The organism is Spirosoma aerophilum, assembly GCF_054782495.1.
In genome coordinates, this window is sequence record NZ_BAAGSJ010000013.1 from 2381577 (window position 1) to 2406396 (window position 24820).

The 24820-nt window shown below is 49.9% G+C and carries 18 protein-coding genes; 11 read left to right on the top strand and 7 right to left on the bottom strand.

The features are described from left to right. Nucleotides 1-64 precede the first annotated feature (64 nt). Complete coding sequence (locus tag ACYVK4_RS21310) at nt 65-838, bottom strand: M48 family metallopeptidase (RefSeq protein ID WP_461129543.1); 774 nt, start codon at nt 836-838, stop codon at nt 65-67. Between the two features lie 263 nt (nt 839-1101). Between ACYVK4_RS21310 and ACYVK4_RS21315 the strand changes: the two genes are divergently transcribed. Next, nucleotides 1102-1503: a Dabb family protein gene (locus ACYVK4_RS21315; protein ID WP_461129544.1), complete on the top strand. Its 402-nt coding sequence runs from the start codon at nt 1102-1104 to the stop codon at nt 1501-1503. Nucleotides 1504-1600: 97 nt separating this feature from the next. On the opposite strand, the gene ACYVK4_RS21320 is transcribed toward ACYVK4_RS21315, so the two are convergent. Continuing rightward, nucleotides 1601-3031, bottom strand: coding sequence for an MFS transporter (locus ACYVK4_RS21320; protein ID WP_461129545.1), 1431 nt, complete (start codon nt 3029-3031; stop codon nt 1601-1603). 178 nt (nt 3032-3209) lie between these two features. On the opposite strand from ACYVK4_RS21320, the gene ACYVK4_RS21325 reads away from it, so the two are divergent. The 3 genes from ACYVK4_RS21325 (at nt 3210) to ACYVK4_RS21335 (ending at nt 6241) form a co-directional block, all read left to right on the top strand. Continuing rightward, nucleotides 3210-4346, top strand: coding sequence for an acetamidase/formamidase family protein (locus tag ACYVK4_RS21325; RefSeq protein WP_461129546.1), 1137 nt, complete (start codon nt 3210-3212; stop codon nt 4344-4346). Between the two features lie 87 nt (nt 4347-4433). Continuing rightward, nucleotides 4434-5363: a helix-turn-helix domain-containing protein gene (locus ACYVK4_RS21330; RefSeq protein WP_461129547.1), complete on the top strand. Its 930-nt coding sequence runs from the start codon at nt 4434-4436 to the stop codon at nt 5361-5363. A gap of 98 nt (nt 5364-5461) precedes the next feature. Beyond that, nucleotides 5462-6241: an SDR family oxidoreductase gene (locus ACYVK4_RS21335; protein WP_461129548.1), complete on the top strand. Its 780-nt coding sequence runs from the start codon at nt 5462-5464 to the stop codon at nt 6239-6241. A 61-nt stretch (nt 6242-6302) separates the two neighbouring features. Here the strand turns inward: ACYVK4_RS21335 and ACYVK4_RS21340 are convergent, their stop codons facing one another. Continuing rightward, nucleotides 6303-6725 (bottom strand): hypothetical protein, encoded by a 423-nt coding sequence (locus tag ACYVK4_RS21340; RefSeq protein ID WP_461129549.1) that lies wholly within the window; start codon nt 6723-6725, stop codon nt 6303-6305. Between the two features lie 155 nt (nt 6726-6880). Continuing rightward, nucleotides 6881-8545, bottom strand: coding sequence for an ArnT family glycosyltransferase (locus ACYVK4_RS21345; protein WP_461129550.1), 1665 nt, complete (start codon nt 8543-8545; stop codon nt 6881-6883). Between the two features lie 126 nt (nt 8546-8671). Between ACYVK4_RS21345 and pgi the strand changes: the two genes are divergently transcribed. The 5 genes from pgi (at nt 8672) to ACYVK4_RS21370 (ending at nt 13824) form a co-directional block, all read left to right on the top strand. Next, nucleotides 8672-10330, top strand: coding sequence for a glucose-6-phosphate isomerase (gene pgi / locus ACYVK4_RS21350; RefSeq protein WP_461129629.1), 1659 nt, complete (start codon nt 8672-8674; stop codon nt 10328-10330). Nucleotides 10331-10491: 161 nt separating this feature from the next. Next, nucleotides 10492-11394 carry a porin family protein gene (locus ACYVK4_RS21355; protein ID WP_461129551.1) on the top strand — a complete coding sequence of 301 codons (903 nt, stop codon included), beginning with the start codon at nt 10492-10494 and terminating at the stop codon, nt 11392-11394. 255 nt (nt 11395-11649) lie between these two features. Continuing rightward, on the top strand, nt 11650-12546 hold the full coding sequence (locus ACYVK4_RS21360) for a hypothetical protein (protein ID WP_461129552.1): 897 nt from the start codon (nt 11650-11652) through the stop codon (nt 12544-12546). 134 nt (nt 12547-12680) lie between these two features. After that, nucleotides 12681-13247 (top strand): precorrin-2 dehydrogenase/sirohydrochlorin ferrochelatase family protein, encoded by a 567-nt coding sequence (locus tag ACYVK4_RS21365; protein WP_461129553.1) that lies wholly within the window; start codon nt 12681-12683, stop codon nt 13245-13247. A gap of 37 nt (nt 13248-13284) precedes the next feature. Beyond that, the gene (locus tag ACYVK4_RS21370) at nt 13285-13824 is read left to right on the top strand and encodes an NADPH-dependent FMN reductase (RefSeq protein ID WP_461129554.1); all 540 of its coding nucleotides are present in this window, start codon (nt 13285-13287) and stop codon (nt 13822-13824) included. A gap of 22 nt (nt 13825-13846) precedes the next feature. Here the strand turns inward: ACYVK4_RS21370 and ACYVK4_RS21375 are convergent, their stop codons facing one another. The 3 genes from ACYVK4_RS21375 to ACYVK4_RS21385 form a co-directional block, all read right to left on the bottom strand. Beyond that, the gene (locus tag ACYVK4_RS21375; RefSeq protein WP_461129555.1) at nt 13847-14182 is read right to left on the bottom strand and encodes an MGMT family protein; all 336 of its coding nucleotides are present in this window, start codon (nt 14180-14182) and stop codon (nt 13847-13849) included. A 94-nt stretch (nt 14183-14276) separates the two neighbouring features. Further along, nucleotides 14277-15080: an alpha/beta fold hydrolase gene (locus ACYVK4_RS21380; RefSeq protein WP_461129556.1), complete on the bottom strand. Its 804-nt coding sequence runs from the start codon at nt 15078-15080 to the stop codon at nt 14277-14279. Between the two features lie 119 nt (nt 15081-15199). Next, entirely contained in the window at nt 15200-16027 is an 828-nt protein-coding gene (locus ACYVK4_RS21385) for a sugar phosphate isomerase/epimerase family protein (protein WP_461129557.1), read from the bottom strand. A 320-nt stretch (nt 16028-16347) separates the two neighbouring features. On the opposite strand from ACYVK4_RS21385, the gene ACYVK4_RS21390 reads away from it, so the two are divergent. Further along, nucleotides 16348-18897 carry an FdhF/YdeP family oxidoreductase gene (locus tag ACYVK4_RS21390; protein WP_461129558.1) on the top strand — a complete coding sequence of 850 codons (2550 nt, stop codon included), beginning with the start codon at nt 16348-16350 and terminating at the stop codon, nt 18895-18897. A gap of 989 nt (nt 18898-19886) precedes the next feature. Continuing rightward, a complete protein-coding gene (locus ACYVK4_RS21395) occupies nt 19887-24458 on the top strand; it encodes a carbohydrate-binding protein (protein WP_461129559.1) in 4572 nt (1523 codons plus the stop codon). The last annotated feature ends 362 nt before the right edge of the window (nt 24459-24820 follow it).

A 24820-nucleotide genomic window follows, 5' to 3' on the forward strand; every position in this document is an offset into this window, starting at 1 on the left:
GCAAGATAAACGATACACCCCTTTGTATGCATGACTGGCGTCAGCCAACTAATTGACCCTTAGCTTATCGAAGCAGCCCGTCTCGTTTGGCCCGATCCCGTACGCGCTGAGCGCGGCTCTGGCTATCGGGGTGGGTAGAGACGATGGTGGCTACTTTACCACCCTGGCTACCCCCACTCTGCTTGGCCAGCTTCTCAAATGAGGTGGCCAGCGCCATGACATTGTAGCCGTTCTTTTTCAGAAAATCGTAGCTGTAATCGTCGGCTTCGGTTTCCTGCTGCCGACTGAATTTAGCGCCCAGCAAATAGTCAGCAGCCGCCCCCAGTTGCGATCGGGACAACTTGCCCAATGCCCCTGACGTTGATCCAAAAAGATTCCGGATTGCCGACCGGTTCAGAGAGCTTTTTATTCCATCGCGGGAATCATGATTCGCTACGTGACCAATTTCATGCCCCATGATGGCCAGCAACTCCTGGTCGGTCATGATGTCCATAAGCCCTTTAAAAACACGCACGCTACCATCGGCGGTGGCGAACGCGTTCACATCGGCAACTTTGTACACTTTATAGTTGATAGGTATGCCGCCTATGGTCTGATGCCGACTAACAATTTTATTGAGCCGAACGGTATACGGATCATTGGCCGCGGCTACCGGGTTTTTAGCATCCATCTCTTTCACAGACTCTCGTGAAAGTTCCACCACCTGGGCATCAGATAAGGTAGCTGACGTAGCCGCCTGCATAAGCGCCTGCATGACGCTGGGACTCGAATTCGACTGGGCGCGGCTCACTCCCGAAGCCAAGGCCAGCACAAAAAATAGACTGGTTGTATATTTCATATGTTGAATGGTTTAGTCGTTCGTAACTGGTACTTCTGCTATCGAACGCTATCTATTGACTGTTTTTCGTTCAAAAAGTTTAAGCCGGGATACGAGACGGGCCACCCATCAGCCCAATCAACAACGCTGCGAACAGGCCATATAGGCCCTGACTGTACCGGAAAAGCAGATTTCTGCCGGAATTTGCCGGATGGAAATTTCGTTGGCATTTTTGCTGGCAAAAGGGACCTATTCCCTTGAATGACCAACCCGAAAAGAACCCAATGAAAGAGCAATCACGCAAAAATTTTGTCAAAAAAACAGTGGCCGCCGGACTGACGGCCAGCTTGCCAACCCTCGAAAACGCCCCGAAAGAGATGTTTGTTCACCACGTTTTATTTTATCTGAATAACCCCGGAAGTGAAGCTGATAAAGCGAAGTTACTGGAGGGTTTGAACAAGCTGGCCAAATGCCCAACCATCAAAATGGTACACATTGGCACGCCAGCCGCCACCAACAGGGCCGTCATCGAGCGGGCTTACACCTACTCATGGCTGTGCTTTTTCGACAGCCCTGCCGACGAAGAAGCTTACCAAAAACACCCCATCCACGATGATTTCCGCAACAACTACGCATCGCTCTGGGAAAAGGTCGTCATTTATGATTCCGTAGGGCCGAAGCGGTAAACATGACGATTGTACCTACGGATTTTAGTCCGTAAGCCATACTCATACTGTTTACGGACTAAAATCCGTAGGTACAATCCAGTGGTACATCTCACGCCTAAATACTACTACTAGCTTTTCCCCTCGAAAACGAAATAACTGCACCGGTCAGCACCAGTCCGGCCATGACCAGGTAAGCGTAATGCATCCCTAACAGTTGGGCATTTGTTTCTTCGGGATGTACACCATTGGCCAGCGCATACCGGTTTCGGGTGCTGTACCAAACGGCGGCAGCGAGGGCTATACCCACGACAAATCCCAGGTTGCGCATGAAGGCGATCATGCTGCTGGCAATACCCCGCTGATCCAGTGGAGCCGCATTGAGAGCGCTGCTGCTGTTGGGCGACTGGAAAAGTCCGAAGCCCAAACTCACCAGCGAACTCCGCCACACAACGTCCTGCCAGGTCCAGCTGGTGTCCAGAAACGAAAAGGCAAAATAGCCGCTGGCCGTAATCAACAACCCAAAGCTAGACAGCCAGCGCGTGCTGACCCGGCTGGATAGATAGCCACCCAGGGGCGCAACAACGCTTAGGGTCAGCGGACCCGCCAGCAGAATAAGTCCGGCCTGCGCCGGATTTAATTTGAGGAGTTGTTGCAGAAAGAACGGAATCACAAATAGATTTCCACCCGAGGCCAGAAAGCCGCAGAAAGCGGCCAGAATAGCCATAGTAAACGGCCGAACCCGAAACAGACTTAGCCGCAGCATGGGATCACTGACCCGCATTTCCCAGAAAAGAAAAGCGACCAGCAGGACAGTCCCCACAGAAAGCAGCCCAATCACCAGCGGATTATCCCAGCCATACCGGGGTTCCGGTCCAAATTCAATGGCGGTGAGCAAGGTTGTAACACCCACCAGAAATAACCCGGCCCCAACCAGATCGAATCGTTGACCCGTTACTTTGGGGCTTTCGGGCAGGATGGTCCAGGCGCGCCAGATCGCCAGCAAACCAATGGGTACGTTCACAAAAAAGATACTTGACCAGCCAAATTTCCCCAGTAACAACCCGCCAATAACAGGGCCTGCACTGGAACCTGCCGCCACGACCGAACCCATGAGCCCCATGGCCTGACCGCGCTCTTTCGATGAGAATGCATCGCTGATAATAGCCGGACCAATGGCATAAATCATGGAAGCTCCCAGTCCCTGAACGACTCGAAACGCCACCAGCGACCATAAATTCCAGGCCAATCCACAAAGCAATGACCCGAAAACAAACACGCAAAAACCGGTAATATACAGCTGCCGACGACCCACCCAGTCGGAGAGTTTACCCATGATAAGCAGGGTGCTGGTCGTAGTCAGCAGGTAACAGAGAACGATCCACTCGATGCTGTCGCCAGCGTTAAGTTCACGCCGGATCGTTGGCAGTGCAATGTTAACAATGCTGCTGTCGAGCGTAGACATGAACGTACCGAACATGACCGTACCCAAAATAATCCACTTGTTGGGTAAAGATGACGTGGTCGCAGAAACGGGTGGTGCTGACACAGATAAAAGGGTTAATTCGGAAACCTAACTGGCTGAATGAGCCGGTTGTTCAGGGCAGTATAGGGATACTTAGTGCAAAAACGACCATTCAAGAAGCAAATGGATTTTGATTGCTTATCTTACTACGTTCATTCCGCAAGCTAACCATTATTCTACAACCGCTTCGGCGGACCGACTGATGAAAACATCCAGACGAAGTTTTTTACGTAAGACCAGCCAAAGCAGTTTAGCCCTTCTTTCAACGAGTAGTCTGGCCACGACATCGCTCGAAAAGCTAACCCCAACGGCGGAGCCAACAGAACCAGTTGCTGCCCTAAAACCCGATCATGTCGTTCGGTCGTTGCCCGAAAATATGGTCTGGGGTTATTTTGGCGCGGATGTTCCACCCGTCTACAAAGTGAAGGACGGCGATGTGGTTGAGATTCAAACCGTCAACCCATCGGGAGTTAGCCGCACGAACCCGGAAGAGTTTTACACCAAAAATAATTTACCCCTCGACCAGCACGCGCAGGGAGTGATTGCCATCCTGAAAAACGTGAAGCCTGAACCATCGGGTATTCGGGGGCATATGCTGACCGGCCCTGTTTACATCGATGGAGCCCAGCCCGGCGACACGCTGGAAATTCGTATTCTTGACCTAACCTTTCCGGCTGGCTTTGGTGTCAACAGCGTATGGCCGGGCGGGGGCGGCATTCCCGACGAAGTGAAGACCCGTGAAACGTTTGTCTATCGGTACGATGCGAAGCGAAAGATAGCCACCCTGAAAGAAGGTCTTGAGATTCCACTAAAGCCATTTATGGGCGTTATGGCCCTGTCGCCACCGGCCGATATGGGTCGTCAGAGTTCAATTCCGCCCAATTTTTTTGGTGGGAATCTGGACATCAAGCATTTAACCAAGGGCACAACCCTATTTCTGCCGGTTTCCGTACCGGGTGGGTTATTTACTACCGGCGACGGTCATGGCGCACAGGGTAACGGCGAAGTGAGTGGTGTGGCTATTGAAACAGCCATCAACCTGACCGTCAAATTCATTGTGCATAAAGGCAAAGCCCTCAAGCAACCACGAGCCGAAACACCTACGCACTTTATAGCCGTTGGTCTCGACAAAGACTTAAACAAAGCGATGAAGAATGCGCTTTCCGAAGCTTGTGCCTTTATCCGGGATGAACTGGGCTTTACCTTCAACGAAGCCTTATCCATTGCCAGCACGGGTGTTGATTTCGAGGTTAGCCAGGTTGTCGATCAAACGCTGGGCGTTCATGCGATGATCCCCAAGTCGATCTTCACCAAAAAGAAATTCGATTTCTGGGCCTAACAGACGACGGACGGCTTGCTGTTTAGTGGGCCGTCCGTCATACGTCTGCTAAAATTCATACCTTTGAATTTTACAACTAGCCTCATTATGAACACAACCACCGTCGACCAATTTTATCAGCAGCTTACCGCCGGCATCGATAGTGATGTGCGCGCTTTTCTTCCCGACGGAATTAATCGGGAGATTGGTCACTTCAATGTGTTCAGTATGGTCGAGTTGACCAAACGACTTCAGAAAAATCCGGTCATGCCCTACAACCGGAGGGCCTATTACAAAATAAGTCTGATTAGTGGTCGCAACCGGGCTGAATACGCCGACAAGGTGATCAACATTGAGAAAAACGCTCTTCTGTTTGCCACGCCGAAAGTCCCCTACCATTACTTACCGCAGGATGACAACCAGACCGGGCACTTCTGCATCTTTACCGACGAATTTTTGGTTCAGAGCAAAAGTGGAGTTGTCCTCGATGAATTGCCCATTTTTAAGCCGGGCGGCTACCCCGTTTTTCAACTGAGTGATGAAGACGCCGACGACATCGGCTATATCTTCCGCAAGATGGAAAAGGAACTGGCCTCTGATTATGCCTACAAATACGACCTGCTGCGAAACTACGTACTCGAATTGATCCATTACGGACAGAAGCTCCAGCCAGCTACCTCGCTTTATCCAACGCATACGGCCTCAGCCCGGGTCTCGTCCCTCTTTATCGAACTGCTGGAACGACAGTTCCCCATCGAATCTCCACAGCAAAAGCTTGGCCTGCGTACCGCCAAGGATTATGCCGACCGGCTGTCTGTCCATGTGAACCACCTCAATAAAGTATTGAAAGAAAATACGGGGAAAACTACCACCGACATCATCAGCAGCCGGATTGTTCAGGAAGCCAAAATTTTGCTGAAACAGACCGACTGGAATGTTTCCGAGATTGCTTATAGTCTGGGGTTCGAAGAGGTCGCCCACTTTTCAAACTTCTTCCGAAAGCAAACGTCGTTTTCACCAGTAGCCTTCCGGGCTTAACACGTCCGATTTGAATTTCGCAACGATCGGATTGATGTTTGCAACCAAACTCCTCCCCTCCAGGCCGACCTTTGTTCCGTCAAATTCACAAACAACTGATGGAAAATACAGCATTATCAACACGTACAAAAATTGCCCTGGTTACGGGCGGAAGCCGGGGATTAGGTAAAAACATGGCCCTTAGTCTGGCCAAAAAGGGAATCGATGTTATTTTGACTTATCACAGCAAGCAGGACGAAGCACAGGCCGTTGTTACCCAGATTGAACAGATGGGCCAAAAAGCCGCCAGTCTCCAACTGAATACCGGCGATGTGAAAAGCTTTGATACGTTTTTGGGCCAATTGACCCAGGTTCTTACCACAACATTTGACACCGACCGCTTCGACTTTCTAATCAACAATGCAGGCACCGCCGGACGCACGGCCATTGTCGAAACGTCGGAAGAAGACTTTGACGGATTGATGAACATTCACCTGAAGGGCGTATTCTTTCTAACGCAAAAGTCGCTGCCGCTACTCAACGACGGTGGTCGAATCATTAATATTTCTACCGGCCTGACTCGATTCACCACACCAGGCACGGCTATTTATGCCACCATGAAAGGAGCCATCGAAACGCTAACCATGTATTTGGCCAAGGAGTTGGGCCCACGAGGTATCAGCGTTAACACAGTGGCACCGGGAGCCATCGAGACGGATTTTGGCGGGGGCATGGTTCGGGACAATCCAGCCATCAACAAACATATTTCCGATATCACAGCGCTGGGACGCGTTGGCCTTCCCGACGATATTGGCGGTGTAGTTGCCTTCCTGTGTACCGACGAAGCCCGCTGGATAAACGCCCAGCGCATTGAAGTATCGGGCGGTATGAACCTGTAAATCGCGTCAGTTAGCAAACATCCCGTGGTTGTCCATCTCTTTACCTGTAAGGAGATGGACTTTATTTTGCCACTACCTGCACCACATATGTTCGGACTGTCTGGCCACTCCCCGACTGATTCATGGGCTTGGTCGAGAAAATGACGTTAGCGGTACCTACCGTAACCCCTTTTATCTGAAAAACGGTTGGGCTGGCATTCGCCTGCCGGAGCGTATCAACTGCCGGAGCGAGCTGTTGTCTGGAAACCTCCACGACTTCCTGATTATCGGACGTGCCGATCAACTCTGACCCATTGGTTCCCCGTCCGGATAGCGTGATCTCTTTAATCTCACCCACCGACACCTTCAGGCGTTTTTTCATGCCGATATCCGATTGACCGGTACGGTTACAGGCAGCCAGCCCAATGGTGAATAGGATGATGAAAAGTCGGATCGATGCAGACCGGAAGCCGGCTACAGGCACTGCCACTGGGGGAAGGAACATCGTTGAGGTAGTCATGTCTCCAATAACTGCCCGGCCGGCCTAACGGTTTTAATTACCAGGAATATATAGCACCGACTGTCCCGGTCGGGTGTGACATGGCCGAATCAAGTTAGCTATATTCCTTCCCGACCGGGACTGTCGGTACTACATCGTAATCATTTCGCTTTGCGCTGGTAGAAGACAAAGCCGTTCTCTTGACCGGTTTTCCGAACATCCGGCAGGGAGTCGAGCAGGGTTGGTTCTTCGCTGGCTTTGCGGATGAACAACACATCTTTGTCGATCTGGCCGCGCAGCAGCCACGCATCGTCATAATATTTTTTGTCCGTAACGGCTGTCTTCTGGGTATAGAAATAAGGGCCGTAGCTATGATAGCCATATGTCCTGACATACACATCCTGTCCTTGCGCCCGCTCAAAAAAGCGCATGGCCGCATCCTGCGAAATACCTTCAATCCGCCCAATGAAAAACCAGAGTGTCAGGGTAATAAAAACGGCCATTCCGCCAAAAAGAGCGAAAGAGGCCCGCCCGGGTTCACGCCGGTTAAACCAGAGAATGGCCAGTACCAGAATACAGAAAAGCCAGATACCGGGGATTACCTCCCAGCCTGTCCAGTTGATTTTCGCATCTAAATTTTGCTGAGTAAACGCGTCCTGATCGGCATAGGCCTTCACCACATCCATATGCTGAGCCAGAATGGGCACGCCAACAATAGCGATCACATAAATACCCCCAATCACGATCAGCCCTGCCCGCATCCAGTTGTTGAACTGAATCTTGCGCTCCTCCAACTGCATGAGCGTGAGGGCGGCAAAGTACGTAAGCGGGAAATAACAGAGGGAGGAATAGTGGACAATTTTGGACTGAACGATGCTAAACAGTACCAGTACTACCCAGAACAGAATGAGCATCCATTTGCGAAACTCACGCTGGTAGTTTCGCTCGATAAATAGGGAGCCAAACGCACGGATCCCAAAAACAGACGCCGGGAAACACCCTACCAGTAAGATAATGATGTGGTACCCCGGGAAACCTACGTGCCCGGCATCGGGCGTACTGAACAGGCGAAAATTATAGGCAAGAAACTCACGCATCAGCGCCGGGCCATGCAGGTAAATATCGAGGCCATACCACACCAGCGAGACAAAAGCCGCTGCCGCCGAAAAGGCCAGAAACTGTAAGGGCGAAATGAACCACCGAAACCGGCTTAATAACCAATAAACGACTAAAACCAGGCACACGATCAGGTAGGCAACCGGGCCTTTTGTCAGTATGCCCAGGCCGAGCACAAAGCCTCCCAACAGAATGTACGTCCATTCACCTCTAGGCACCGTCATAGCGCCCCCCAGACGCTCCCGTTTCCAGGCGGCAAAAATGATATTGACGATACCAACGAAAATAAACAGGTTAAAAAACGGATCGATGATACCCGACCGAAAATACAGATGTGGCGTTACCGACCCCAGATAAGCCAGCGCCCACAACCAGCCAAAGCGGTGCCCGTGCAGTTTCTGACCCAGATTATAGAGATATACCAGCGTGATCATACCACAAATAGCATTGGGCAGCCGGGCGGCAAACTCATTTACACCAAAAAGATGCATCATGGACGACTGGAACCAGAAAAACAGCGGAGGCTTCTCGTAAAATGGCTTGAAGTCAATATGAACGTGTAAGTAATCACCCAGTACGATCATTTCGCGGGCACACTCGGCAAAGTTGATTTCGTCCCAGTCGAAGAGTCGAACGCCACCCAGAAAGGGAATAAAAAACAAGGCCCCCAAGACGACCAGCACCAACGAATAAAAGAGTTTTTGATTCATTAAACTATATAGGTAATGACAAAAAATCTCCTCCCCTGCGAGGAAAAGAAGCGTAAAAATAGCCGAAAAAAGATTGACGGGATTCACGATATTCGCGCCGACAAGTCAGTTTACCAGAAACTCCTTATGCTCGCGAATCATCGATTTACCAATTTACCGGCTTATACTCAACTCCAGGCCCATTACGACAGTCTGAAAGATCGGCAACTGCGCGACATGTTCGCTGAGGATCCAGACCGCTTTGACAAATTCACCCGTCAGTTTGAGGATATCCTGCTCGATTTCTCAAAAAATCGAATAACCAGCGAAACACGTACGCTGCTGGAGCAACTAGCCGAACAAGCTAGTCTGAAAGATGCAATTGGCAAAATGTTTTCGGGTGATAAAATAAACCGAACCGAAGACCGGGCCGTACTTCATGTTGCCCTGCGCAACCGCTCAAACACGCCTATCCTGGTAGATGGAGCCGATGTGATGCCGGATGTGAACGACGTGCTGGCCCATATGAAGTCGTTTACCGAACGAATCCGGTCGGGCGACTGGAAAGGCTATACCGGCGAGGCCATTACCGACATCGTGAACATTGGTATTGGTGGTTCTGACCTGGGCCCGGTGATGGTAACCGAAGCCCTGAAACCTTATGCCGACGACAAAAAACTGCGTGTTCACTTCGTATCGAACGTGGATGGGGTTCACATTTACGAAACACTGCAAACCGTACGGCCCGAAACGACGCTCTTCCTGATCGCTTCCAAAACCTTTACCACACAGGAAACCATGACCAACGCCCAAACGGCGCGGCAGTGGTTTCTGGATGCGGCCCAGGACGAAGCGGCAATTGCCAAACATTTCGCGGCCCTGTCGACCAATAAGAAAGACGTTGAGAAGTTCGGTATCGACCCCGATAACATGTTTGGTTTCTGGGATTGGGTAGGTGGCCGCTATTCACTTTGGTCGGCCATTGGTCTGTCTATCGCCCTGTACATTGGTTTCGATAAATTTGAAGAACTGCTGGAGGGAGCCCACGCCATGGATCTTCATTTCCGGGATACGCCCCTGGATCAAAACCTGCCGGTCATTCTGGCGCTGGTCGGCATCTGGTACAATAACTTCTTTGGTGCGCAAACTGAGGCCATCCTGCCTTATGACCAGTACATGCACCGCTTTGCGGCTTATTTTCAGCAGGGCGATATGGAAAGTAACGGCAAATCCGTTGACCGCGACGGTAATCCTATCGATTATCAGACCGGACCTATTATCTGGGGTGAGCCCGGCACCAATGGCCAGCATGCGTTCTACCAACTCATTCACCAGGGGACAAAGCTCATTCCGTGTGATTTTCTGGCTCCGGCCATCAGTCAACGGCCTATTGGCGACCATCACAAAATTTTAATGGCAAATTATTTTGCCCAGACGGAAGCCCTGATGAATGGTAAAACAGAGCAGGAAGCAGCCGACGAATTGCGCAAATCGGGTAAGAGCGACGAGGAGATTCAGTTCCTTGCTCCGTTCAAAATGTTCTCAGGTAACCGACCGACCAATTCTATTTTATTTAAGCAATTAACCCCCCGGACGCTGGGTAGCCTGATCGCCATGTATGAACACAAAATCTTCGTTCAGGGCGTTATATGGGATATTTTTAGCTTCGACCAATGGGGTGTTGAACTGGGCAAACAGCTTGCCAGCCGCATTCTTCCTGAGTTGCAGGATGATGCACCGGTAAGTACCCACGACAGCTCGACGAATGGCTTGATGAACGCATTTAAGTCCATGCGAAAGTCATAGGATAAACGTTTGTGTAACGCTATGTTTCTACTCATTCGAAACATTAAATTTTATGCCAGAGTGAGAATAGTTCAAAACAATGCCTGCGAATGGCCTGTTAATGGGGTGTAACTACGGTTACACCCCATTTTTTTTATAACTCAACGATAAAACAAAGCGCTATGAAACGGCAATTTTCACTTCTGGCTTTAAGCCTTATGGGAATCGGCATTGCAAATGCCCAAACCACAACCAATACGTATTCAACGACCAGCTCGACAACGAACCCAACGTATACGTCGCCGGTAACGACCGACAGTACGAATTCGATGCGCAATGGCACGATGAACAACACGAACTCGCCTACCACCACAAACTCGATGAGTAATGGGACGACGAATAACATGAACTCAACGACGCCTAACAGCACGTACTCAACCAACGGCTCGACGACGACGGATGGTACAACCACCACCACAACTTATAGCACGACAGACAGTCCTGATCGGGTAAAAGCGACTAAAGATTATAAAAACTTCGTGTTTGGTGTCTACGCCGGTTTAAACTCTACGAAGTTAAGAAACGAGCCAAAAAATACGGGTGGCAACATCTCCGGTCGTCTGGGTTATCAGGCAGGTTTCTTCGTTCGTGGGGGCAAACGTCTTTTCGGACAACTGGGAGCTGAGTACTTTGCGTCTAGTTCCAACTATTTCACCGCTGGCGATGGTCAGTCGGTAGCCAGCATTCAGGATCAAATAAATATCCAGTACATTCAGATTCCTGTTTACATCGGTTATAAAATCGTTGAATCGGATCGTGGTATTTCAGCTGTCCGCCTTCAGGCTGGTGTTGAATATGCAAACAACATCAATTCAAGCAGTGGTAAATTTAACCTTTCCAATGCTGAAATCAGAAGCGGTTCACTCAATGGCTTAGGCCAGTTAGGCTTTGACATTGGCCCCCTGCTGATCGACTTAACCTATCACTATGGCTTCAGTGATGCCATCAAAGGCACAAGTGCTTCAACCGGTTTTTCAGGTTCAGCACGTCGTATCCTGAGCGCCAGCGTAGGATTTAAATTCTAAGTCTGCGCCACACGAAAAGTCAAAAGCCACCTTCCAACGAAGGTGGCTTTTTTGTTTAATTCAGGGTCATTACGCTAATGATATATGATCGTATCAGCAACACACATGACCCAAAATAATACACTGATATTCAAATAATTATCAACAAAACACGAACAAATTACGTCTTAACCCTGTCTGAATTTACCACTTATTCTGCCAAACATTAACCGGCCCGGAACGGTTGTAAACAGACATACTCAACGTGTTATAATTATGAAAACATTAACTAAAACAGTCCTGCTCCTGGCAGGCGTATGCAGCACAAGTGTCGTACTGGCCCAGCAAAATTCATACAATGACCGGTACGACCGATACAATGAGCGGCCCTCGCGCCGTGATGAGCGTCGGGACGATCGACGTCTGGAAGACCGGCTTGATGAACGGCGCGAGTACAACCGTCGGGAGGAAGAAGAACCCCGTTACAACAACCGCTACGAAGACCGTCGGGGCGACAGTCGGCGGGACGATCGCATGTACGACGAACGCGATCTGAGCAAAGCTTACGATGAAGGGTTTGAAGATGGCCAGCGGAATCAGATCGTCAGCGAACGCCAGGAACGTCGCGAAAATTACAAGCACTTCACATTTGGTGTGTATGGTGGAGCCAACTCCACCCGCTTTGAAGGAGAGACGGTGGATGGACAGGGCTTGACGGGTCGTTTGGGTTACCAGCTTGGTTTTCTGGTACGGGCCGGTGGTCGGGTATATGGACAGATTGGAGCGGAATATCTGGCTTCCAGTTCTCAGTTTTTCAAACCCGGCGACGGTCAGCTTAATGGGGTAAACGATATCACATCTAACATCGACCAGCGGTATTTACACATTCCTGCCTATATCGGTGTCAAGTTAGCGCAGTCAGATCGGGGTGTATCCGGTATACGGCTGGCCTTAGGAGCGGAATATGCCACCCCTTTGAGCACCGATAAAAACGATTTTAACTTAGGTAACGCCGATTTTCAGGCAGCTACCGTTAACGGCCTGGCCAACCTGGGCTTCGATGCGGGCCCAATTGCCCTTGATTTCGTTTACCATTATGGTTTCGCCGATGTACTTTCCAGCGGCAACAGCAAACGCCGGATATTAGGGGTGAACCTAGGGTTCAAGTTTTAAGTTAGTGAGTCGGTAAGCGGCTTCGCCTAAGTTGGTAAGTCAGTAAGTGGTTGACGCGAAAGCAACACTCGCGCGTCAGCCACTTACTGACTTACTGACTTACCAACTTACTGACTCACCAACTAACTTTTTCCATGAACACCCTCTTCCCTATTTTTGTCAAGGCCGAGAAGTTACATATTCTTATTGTGGGCGGGGGGTATGTCGGCCTCGAAAAGCTTACGGCTCTGGTGGGCAACTCGCCGGAAGCCCGCATTACGCTCTTAGCCTCTCAGATTCGGGATGAGATATGGGAGATGGCCAGGCAGTATCCTAAACTGCAACTGATTCAAGAGCCCTATCATTCGCTTTTCTTATCCGATAAAGACATGGTGATCGTCGGCACCAACGACAAAGCGGTTAACCGGCAGGTACAGGAAGACTGCAAAGCCCGGCGAATTCTGGTCAATGTGGCCGACACCCCCGATCTATGCGATTTCTACCTGAGTTCGGTCGTTAAAAAGGGCGATCTAAAAATAGCCATCTCGACCAATGGCAAGTCGCCTACCTTTGCGAAACGATTCCGGGAAGTACTCGAGGAAATCCTACCCGAGAGTTTGCAGGAAACCCTCGACAACCTGACCGCCATTCGCAATCAGCTAAAAGGCGATTTCGTGCAAAAGATGGAGAAGCTTAACGAAATCACGAAAGTACTGAAGTAGCTGTACCTACGGGTTGAAACCCGTACCAAACCAACTAATGTACATCCTCGCTATCTCCGGCAGCCTGCGGGCCGGTTCCACCAATACCTCGCTCCTTCGGGCGGCTGTTAATCTGGCCCCTAACATGGTATCTATAACCTTGTATGACGGGCTGGCCGACATCCCGGCTTTTAGCCCCGAACGGGACAAGGAAGATGCTACACCCTCTATTCAAGCGCTTCGTCAACTACTCAGAGAGGCCGACGCCATACTCTTCTGTACACCCGAATACATTCATGGCATGCCAGGTAGTTTGAAAAATATGCTCGACTGGCTGGCATCGTCGGGGGAGTTTGTCGACAAGCCCGTTGGCGTTATTAGTGCGGGGCCGTCTGATACGGGCGGTTCCCGGGCACATGAAGCCTTATCCTATACATTGAGCGTTTTAACGGCTTATCTGCCCGAGAAAGCGTCGTTGATCGTCCCTTTCGTTAAAACGAAACTGGATGCCAACGGTTCGGTTTCGGACCCTACTTTACTACAGCAACTTACCGGTGTGATCGATGCGTTGATAGAAGCCGTTCAGCACAGGAAATAAGCCTTTCGACCAATAGTCTCGACTATACATCCAGCTCGATCATCGGGTCCCAGAATTTAGTTTTGAAGTCAACAACCCGGTCATTATCTACCCTTACGCCTTCGTCTTCGAGCAGTTGCTGCATAATGGTTGGCCCGCCAAAAAAGTGCTTGCCTGTCAGTACACCGACACTGTTTACAACCCGATGGGCGGGAACATCCGGGCGATTATGACAACCGTTCATGGCCCAGCCCACCATACGGGCACCCGCCCGCAACCCCAGATACCGGGCAATGGTACCATACGTTGTCACCCGGCCTTTCGGCACTAAACGCACAACCTCATAGACCTCCTCAAAATAATCGCGTTGCTCGGGCATATCGTTCTCCGTATTCTATAGCAGGCTAACATGAATTCCATAAAAAAGGGTTGAACACTTTTGTCGTGCTCAACCCTTTTTATCAGGTAGAAAATCAATGCGCCATTAACCAGCTACGGACACGCGGGTTGAAGTCGTCGATGCATTCCCAATGAAAGGCGTGCCCGGCATCCTCATACAGGTGTAATTCGCTGGTTGGAATGGCACCGGCTACCTCTTCGGCCATCCATACCGGAGTGAAAATGTCGTTTCGTCCGCCAATAACCAGACAGGGTTTATGGATACTCCCTAATTCGGCCAGCGTGTTGTGGGTAATGCAAGCCTCGGCCTGGCCCTCAAGCCCATGCAGCGGTTGGGGGGCTGAATCAACGGCAGCCTGTTCCCGGCTAGTCAGAAAGTCCGCAAAGGTGTCATCATCATCCCAACTCCGTTTCGCGTAGATCAGCAGCTGAATATAACTGGCGAACTCCTCGGGTCGGAGCCGGGCTTTCAGGATTGCCATTTGCCGGAAAATGGCTTCGGCCTTACGGTCGCAACGAGCCCACGGACACATCAACACCAGCGACTGTACTTTGTCGGGGTGGCGCAGAGCCAGTTGCTGCGCAATGGTACTGCCCATCGAAACACCCACCACGCGCACGGCTCCCAGCCCAAGGCTGTCGATCAGTCCTGCGTAATCGTCGGCCATTTGGGCAGTGGTGTAGGGTCCCGCTGGTTTGTCGGATTTGCCAACACCCCGGTTATCGACCAGGATGCAGCGAAAGTTCTGCTGCCAGTAGTCAGCATGTTTTTTCCAGACTGAACCAGGGGCCGTAATGCCCATGATCAACAGCAGAGGCTCACCCGAGCCCCGCTCTTCATAATATAGATTGATGCCGTTGGTCTCCAGGAAAGGCATGGTTTTTTGAATTAATTGGTTAATTGGTTGCTTGGTGGAGTAGTGAATTGGTAGAGTAGTGAATTGGTGGCGTGGTTCGTTGCCTAATCCACCAATTCACTACTCCACCACCCCACTAATCACAAAACAGACGGCAGGAGCGTTTCGTAAACCCATCGGCCATCGTGGAGCGTAACGCCGTCGGGATCATCCATGGCTTCAGGGCCTTCGTCTTCGCAAATAATCCAGCCGTTGTATTGCTGTTCGATCAACCATTGGGTGATGCCCTTAAAGTCGACCTTCCCTTTACCCAGTAAGGCAAATTCCGGATCGCCATTCCAGTCTTTAAAGTGAACGAGGTTAATGAGCGACGCATACTCTTTCATCTTCGTCAGCGGGTCCATACCGCCATTGATCATGTGGCCCACATCGGGGGTCCAGCCGGTGACCGACGCATCCAGCCCTTCCAGAATAACGCGGTAGTCTTCCTCAGTGCGGGTTATTGACGAATGGGGCGAGTTGGGATGGAATGTACAGGGCACACCCTGCTCTACCGCCCGGCTCGATACCGTGTTGACGATATTGACCAGGTTCAGTCGGCGTGTTTCCAGATCATGCCGGCCTGTTGGCTTTTGTACCGTACAGAGCAGCGCACCCGGAAAGTGTTTGAGCAGGGCAATGGCCCGATCAGCCTCGTAACGTTCCTGCTCCGTTTCCTCGGCCCCGTTCCAGTCCAGAGCCAGAGCGATAGCGGCCAGTTCAACGCCCTTTTCCCGTAGCTTTTTGCCCAGGCTTTCAGGATCGGGCAAGTCACCCATCCAATTAAAAATAGGTTCAATTCCTGCAAAACCAGCCTGAGCCGTAATGTCGATCATGTGCCCCAGCTTGTTGGCGTGGGTTTGACCGTTGTTATTCATGAACCAGGTGTATGCTTCAGCACCGAAGCGAAATGGAAAGGAAGATGTCATAAAGAAAATTGGAACGCTGCTTTTTTGAAGTAGTACCGAGCTTATTAGTTAAGGCAGTCAGAGGCTTGTTTTACTTAACTACCAGATAAGTTATTGAGGCTCTCTGCGTCGTAAAAGACAAAAACCGCCCTTACCTACGCGTTCGTACGTAAAGAATAGACCAGTATATCTCACTCTCCAGATTATTTTTATCATTTTAATGAATAAAGACACTTAGCACCGGGCCATAGGGGTTAATATTTCGTTATACTTTTATACCTAAGCTACCCGTATCGACTCACTCAACGTCATAATTTTTGATCTGAAAGCTGCCCTATAGTATGGAGAAGTCCCCGAACAACGAGCGCAAACCCAGTGATCCGGCTGAACAGGCAGTCAACAATACACCCAAAAGTGGTGAACGACCTAACCAGGGTACCGAGATGACCAACGACCATTATGATCCTCAGGGTAAACCTGATGCAGATAAGAAAATTTTACCAGCCCCCGACAATGTCGGGGCTAAACATAAAAACCCAATTCTGGCTCAACCACCCGAAGCGTTTACGGGACTTACGCTTGGCAAACCGGCCACAGTAGCCGCTGGTGTAACCGCCGTGCTGAAGTCCATGGAGTTTTCGTGGTCAGAAGCAGGGGTCGGACGCGGAACTCATGCGCTGGTAAAGCTGAACCAGAAAGATGGTTTCGACTGCTCATCCTGCGCCTGGCCCGATCCCGATGATCACCGGTCAGTAGCCGAATTTTGCGAAAACGGGGCCAAAGCCACCGCATCAGACGCCGATACCCATCGGGCCGACCCGGAGTTCTTCGCTAAACACAGTCTGGTCGACTTGTCGCACATGACCGACCGTGACCTGAACAACGCCGGTCGGCTGACGCACCCTATGGTGCTTCGTCCCGGCGCTACCCACTACACCCGAATTTCCTGGCCAGAGGCTTTTCAGTTGGTTGCCGATGAACTCAACGCACTGCAATCACCCAACGAAGCCATCTTTTATACGTCGGGGAAAGTGCCCAACGAGCCCGCCTATCTTTACCAGCTGTTTGTGCGGGAGTTTGGCACCAACAACCTGCCCGACTGCTCCAACATGTGCCACGAGAGTAGCGGCTCAGCCTTGAGCCCTACACTGGGCTTGGGCAAAGGCTCCGTCACGCTGAATGATGTTCATGAAGCGGAGGTGATCCTCATTATGGGCCAGAATCCCGGCACTAACCACCCCCGTATGCTCACTGCTCTGCAAATTGCCAAGCGAAACGGAGCCAAAATTATTGCCGTTAACCCATTGCACGAAGCAGGTTTGAGCCATTTTAAGAACCCACAGGACTTTATGAATCCGATCAAGGCAGTGGGTACCTTATTAAGTGCAGGGACGCCTATTGCCGATTTGCATCTACAGGTAAAGATCAACGGCGATATGGCCGTGCTGCGGGGCATTATGAAACACCTGCTGCGAGCGGAAGAATTAAATCCGGGAGATGTCATTGACCACGCATTCATTAAAGAATATACCACCAACTATGATGAATTTCTTAATACCATCCGGAACACCAGCTGGGAGGATATTGAAGAAATGAGTGGTATATCGCGCAATCAATTGCTCGAAGCGGCCAATATCATCGCCCCTAAACAGAAGATCATCACCTGCTGGGCCATGGGCCTTACGCAGCAGAAAAACGGCGTGATGAGCATTCAGGAAATTGTGAATCTTCATCTGATGAAGGGGGCAATTGGCAAACCCGGTGCCGGTACGTGCCCCGTTCGCGGACACTCAAACGTACAGGGCGACCGCACGATGGGCATATGGGAGCGCCCACACAAGGAGTTTCTGGATGCGCTCGTAACCGAATATGGTTTCGAGCCCCCCCGCGAGCATGGCTATGACACCGTAGAATCTATTAAAGCGATGCACGAGGGCAAGACGCAGGTCTTCTTCAGCCTGGGCGGCAATTTTCTATCGGCTTCGCCCGATACGGAGTTTGTTGCCGAAGGGCTGCGTAAACAACGGCTTACGGTATTCGTCAGCACAAAGCTGAATCGGGGTCACCTCGTAACGGGCCAATCTTCCCTGATCTTACCCTGCTTCACACACCTCGACATCGACATGCAGCGTTCGGGGCAGCAGTTCACATCCTGCGAGAACTCAATGGGGGTTGTCAGTCAAAGTAAAGGGGTTCTTCAGCCACTGGAGGGTGAAATGCTGAGCGAAGTCGCCATATTGTCCGGCATTGCCATTTCCACACTTGGCGACCGCACCAAAGTCGATTGGGTGGGGTATACAGAAAACTATGACCGCATCAGGGATGCAATTTCGCGGGTTATTCCCGGCTTCGACAAATTCAATGAGAAGATTCGCAAACCGGGCGGTTTCTATTTGCCCAATGGCCCGCGTGAACGCAACTTCACCACCGAAAACGGAAAGGCCAATTTTACCGTGACGGATATGGTCCGGCATACTATCGAACCCGACCAACTCGTGTTGATGTCCATTCGCAGTCACGATCAGTTCAACACCACTATTTATGATTACAATGACCGGTACCGGGGCGTATATGGCGAACGGCGGGTTCTGTTCATGAATCGGCAGGATATGGCAGACCGTCAAATTCAGGAACGTCAACTGGTTAACATCACCAGCCATTTTGAGGGACAACAGCGTAAACTGGAGAAGTTTATCGCCATTCCTTACGACATTCCAAAGGGCAACACGGCTGGTTACTATCCGGAGGTTAATCCACTGGTGCCTGTTGCCAGTGTTGCGTACATCAGCAATACGCCCACCTCTAAATTTGTTGTCGTTACGGTAGAGCCGGTTCCAGAGCTGCTGCCGGAAGGAAGTACGTCTGCCAGGGCCATGACAGTTCATGCATGACCAGCGATGAACTCAACCAATCATAGACAGGAACCGTAAAGCGATTTGTTACCCTATTTATTGAGCCAGTTGATAGCGTAACGGGTTTCTATTGATACCGGACAAATAAGTCACATCAATACTGACCAGCCAGTTGTAACCGAGGTTTTGTAAAAACGTGCTGCTAACAGCTCCGTGAAAGGGGTTGTTAACAGCACGTTTTTACGTTTATAGGCAACTGTCAAATCGCATGAGCTCTATCCTAAAACACAATTGAGGCTTTGCATAGCCAACAGTCAGCAATCTACATCTGCCCACCTCCTTCTACTCGTAGCAGTCATAAAAAAGCTTAGTCTAAACGCAGGTTAATGTAACCTAATGAAAGTAAATGAATAGTGTCAACGAGTGAAATATTTGGAATAAGCTATCTAAGTAAAAGTACGCGCAACAAAATATTTCTATAAACTAAGTATTAACAGTATATGAAATAAGAATATATAGTTAGTCTAAATTTTATATACTTTATACTATTTAATTTATATAAAATAAACATAATCTTTATAATCTCTTTAAAACTAAAAACAGGATAGTATTAATTGTACCAATAAAGCCTTATTTTGTTTATTAAATGGATTAACTAGTTATCTATCAAGCTAACCAGAAAAGCCATTATTACCCTAATTTTCAATTTCCCTAAAAAAATCTACCTATCTCAATGATACATACCTTTTTACAAGTATCACCAAATATCCTTTATCTACTAGATGAAGATACAGACTAATATACAAAAGCTATAGTCTTTATACATTAACAAGTATGATCTTATCAAATAGAGTGTAAATAAAGATTATGACCTTGTTCATAAATTTTTATGACCATAGTCGTAGTTTTAAAAACTATTTATTTATAATTTTGATAATTCGTAAACTTAAAGTTTAAATTAATACTAGTGAATATAGTACTGATAGTGTGTCCATCGTAACAAAAATGAAATCTTAAATCAGGTAATCATGAGGATTATTACTTTCTATTTAGCCGTAACTTTAATTTTAGTTAAATTAATTTCAACAGCTGGGAAATTCGATTGGGGATCAACAAGCACCTTACTACTGAACCCCACAACGCTGAGTCACGATCAGGTCACTACCTATACCCTTAGCAATACCCGAACCCTTACGACCCTGGCCGCGCCCTTCCCAATTCCGGGCCAAATTGAAGCGGAAAGTTTTACCACGATGAATGGGGTCCAAACCGAAACCACGACGGATGCAGGGGGAGGACTCAACGTTACCCGAATCGACAATGACGATTGGATGGATTATTCGGTCAACGTACCCGTGGCTGGCACTTACACCGTTTCCTTTCGCGTTTCGAACACCAACGGGAATAGTAAACTGGAACTCCGCAATACAGCCGGAACGGCCCTTTGCAGCGTTCAGCCAACCTTAACGGGCTCCTACCAAACCTTTGCCACCGTTACAACTACCGTAACCTTACCCGCCGGCGACCAGACACTACGGGTATATGCGGTAAAAGGGGCTTTCAATTTTAATTGGATGTCCTTTTCATCATCGGCCATGTCGAGCCTAAGGGCCAGTTTTGTGCCCATATCCGGTCGTATCGAAGCCGAGACCTTTAGTGCCATGAATGGCATTCAAACCGAGACTACTACGGATGAAGGAGGAGGCCTTGATGTGACCAAGATCGATGATAACGACTGGCTCGATTATAATCTGACCGTACCGACAGCGGGTGCCTATATAGTTGCATTCCGGGTATCTAACACCAATGGAAACAGCAAAATTGAACTTCGTAATGCGGCCGGAAAGGCTCTTTGCAGTGTTCAGCCCACCCTCACGGGAAGCTGGCAAACGTTTGCCACGGTCAAAGCCATTATCAACTTACCGGCTGGTGACCAGACGTTGCGTGTTTACGCGGTGAAGGGAGCCTTTAATTTTAATTGGATGGGCATTACACCCCTCGTTTTTACCGCAACGCCCGGCCTGATTGAAGCAGAAAATTACGATGCCAGTAAAGGGATTCTGACTGAACCTACGACCGATGTAGGGGGTGGACTGAATGTCAAGTCCATCGACGATACGGACTGGACGGATTACTGCCTCAATATACCGGCATCGGGAAAGTACACGGCGAAATTTCGGGTGGCCAGTATGGTTTCGACCGGCAAAATTGAACTCCGCAACAGTACAGGTGCTACCTTATGCAGCGTCAGCGTACCACAAACAAACGGTCTGCAAACCTGGACAACTGCCAGTGTTAGTTTCAGCCTGACTGCGGGTAACCAGATGATCCGTATGTACGCCACAAAGGGGGCCTTTAACCTCAACTGTTTCAATGTTGTTAGTGAGCAGGCACCGACAATCGATTTTGCAACCCTGACCGATCGGCCCATCAGCCCAACCCCTTTTGACCTGGTAGCCAGCAGCACGAACACGACAGCGCCCATTTCTTTTTCCTCCTCCAACCCGGCCGTCGTTTCCGTTTCTAACAGCACCGGAGCCTGGAAAGCAACCGCTGTGTCATCCGGTACGGCGGTCATTACCGCTTCGCAGGCCCCTAATGTGATGTATGCGGTATCAGCCAGTACATCCAGAACCCAGGTCGTTTTAGCCCCTGCACCCGCTGTGGGCAAAGCAATACCGGGAAAAATTGAAGCCGAAAGTTTCGATGCTATGAGCGGCATTCAAACCGAAACCACAGCTGATGCGGGTGGAGGTCTTAATGTGGGCTGGATTGACGATAATGACTGGATGGATTATAAAGTCAGCGTTGCGACGGCTGGCCTTTATACTTTCAGCTTTCGAATTGCCAACGGATACGGCAACGGACGCATTGAAGTGCGAACGGCCAATGGCACAGCCCTGCTGGGTATTGATGTGCCGCAAACCGGTGGTTTTCAATACTGGCAAACGATCAATGCCACCGCTACTCTTGCCGCCGGGAACCAAACCCTACGGGTCTACGCCGTACGAGGGCTCTTTAACTTCAACTGGATAAACGTGATCAGTGGTCGCCTGGCTACTACGCCCTCAACGATCACGTTTAATCCACTGGGCGATCAGCCTGCCAGCACAAATACCTTCGATCTGGTAGCCAGCAGCACGAATACCGTTACGCCGATCACGTTTACTTCGTCGAACTCAGCGGTGGTATCAGTGTCTAACCGGACGGGATCCTGGAAAGCCACACCAGTGGCACCCGGGTCGGCAATCATTACGGCATCTCAACTCGGTAATGACACCTATCTGGATGCTACCCCAGTGACCAGAACACAGGTTGTTTCGCCACCTTCGGCGCTGACCGCCGACAAAAAAATTCCCATTGATGGGTCCCGCTGGTATCAGCTTAACAACACCAGTAATGGTCTGGAAGGCTTGTTCGATGGCAAAACCGATGCGGCTGTCATGACCGGCTGGGGCAAAATTCTGAATAATTTCGATGCCTATTATCCATTGGCAGAGGGCGAATCGATGTCGATCGAAAGCATCAAACTGTTCAGTGGCCAGGGCGCTATCGCTGATTACCCAATGACCCTGTCGATCATCGACGATCAATGGCAACGAATTCCGGTGGCGACTTTTATTGGTGGTCAATACAACACCTGGGTTGGCCCCTACCCCACGCGGCAGCTATCGGGCGATGGCCAGTTCAAGCTGGATGTCCCCATTACCAAAGCCCGTTATCTGGTCATAAACGCTTATTTTGGCTATCCGAATGAAATTGAGTTTTATGGTTCGTATGTAGCCGGTAAACAACCGACGGCTCTTCCTTTCAAGTCGACTCAATTGAAAAACATGTTTGGCATCAACGCCTTTGAGTGGGATTTTGAACACCCCAATACGCCCACCCAGATTGATGAAACCCGATGGGCGGCTGCCAAACATTTTACGGCGATACGCCACTACCTGGACTGGCAAAAGCTGGAGTCGACGGAAGGAAGCTTTACGTTCAATCCGTCTTTCAGCGGTGGCTGGAACATCGACGCGATTTATGAACGTGCCAAAGCCGACGGAAAGGTTGTTCTGGCCAGCCTGAAAACCATGCCTGACTGGATGATCAACACCTACCCGGATGCGGAAAAAGACAGCGAAAACGTGCCGGTACGTTACGGGAAAGATTTCACGAATCCGGCTTCCTACCTGGAGCAGGCCCGCATGGCGTTCCAGTTTGCCGCCCGTTACGGCAGCAATAAATACGTAGATCCTGCTCTGCTGAGCGTTAACTCACGACCTCGCTGGAACGGTGACCCAATCAATACGGTAAAAATCGGACTGGATCTGATCAAATACGTCGAGTGCGACAACGAACGGGATAAATGGTGGAAGGGCCGCAAAGCCTACCAGACCGGCCGCGAATATGCGGCAAACATGTCGGCCTATTACGACGGGCACAAAAACACGATGGGTCGTGGTGTGGGTGTGAAAAACGCTGACCCAAACATGACTGTCGTTATGGGTGGACTGGCGCTGGCCACCATGGGCTCCGATTACGTTGCCGGCATGATCGACTGGTGCAAACAATACCGGGGCTACAAGGCAGACGGTAAAGTGAACCTCTGCTGGGACGTCATCAATTACCATTTCTATCCGGACGACGCCAACTCGTCGCAGAGTGGTGTTAGTACCCGGGGTGTAGCCCCCGAGATCAGCGTAGCGCCTGCGGTTACCCAGAAGTTTCTCAAACTGGCTCATAATGCCGCTTACGATATGCCGGTTTGGATTACTGAAACAGGTTATGATGTCAATCAGGGCAGTCCTTTACACGCGATTCCCATTGGCAACAAGACGGCCAAACAAACCCAGGCCGACTGGATTCTGCGGACCTCCCTGTTATATGCCCGGCTGGGTATCGATAAAGTGTTCTTCTACCAGATGTATTCCGATGATCCAACCAGCCAGGGTCAATTCGGATCTCAGGGCCTGATCAATACCGACAAAACCCCAACACTGGCAGCTACCTTCCTGTACCAAACCAACAAACTGCTGGGTGAGTACAGCTATAAGCAAACTATCAACAACGACCCAACGGTGGATCGGTACGAGCTGAACGGCAAGTCGGCCTATGCCCTGGTGGTACCGGATGAGAAAGGACGTACAGCTACCTACACCCTTAACCTGGGCGCTGGTGTAACGGCGGCTGCGGTCTACACCCTCAAATCCGACGGCACCGATATGGCTATACAGACCTTACCCACAACAAACGGATTGATAACGCTAACTGTAACGGAAACCCCCATGTTCGTGCTCCCATCGACGGGCAGCGGCCGGGTAGCCGAGACGACTGTAGATGATGTCGACCGATCGCTGGCAACGCTTCGACTGTACCCGAACCCGGCGGTCGACGAAGTGGCAATCTCTCTCACCAACGGCAGTGTCGATAACGTGGAGGTGCGTATCCTGGACACAGGTACGGGTCGGGTTCACCAACAGCATAACCTGCTGAAGTCAGACACCGCACTTGTTCAAAAAATATCCGTTAGTTCGTTACCTCTTGGTCTTTACTTAGTCGAAATCAAACAGGGCGATAACAAAGAGTATCGAAAAATGATAAAAGTACAGTAAACCCCACACCAATTTATAAGTCATCCCTACTTGCCCGAATCCTATCAGTTTTCTATAAGCTGATTAGGGTTACGGATAAGTAGGGATTGTTGTTAAAGAAGTAGCTTAACCGTAAAAGCAGCAGTTGCAATTCGCCAGCTAATTTATTTCTTGTGATGATGAAATAGACACTTTACATCCTTTATGTAACTATAAGACACCATTAACTAAATACACACTAAACTATAAGGGAACTATCATGCTAAATAAAAAATCGACCGTTATTTTAGAGCTACCAATTTACCAAATGAAAAACTTTTAATCAGGAACTTCATACTACGACGACTGAATACAAAATTTGTTGTTTTTCATCAATTACGATT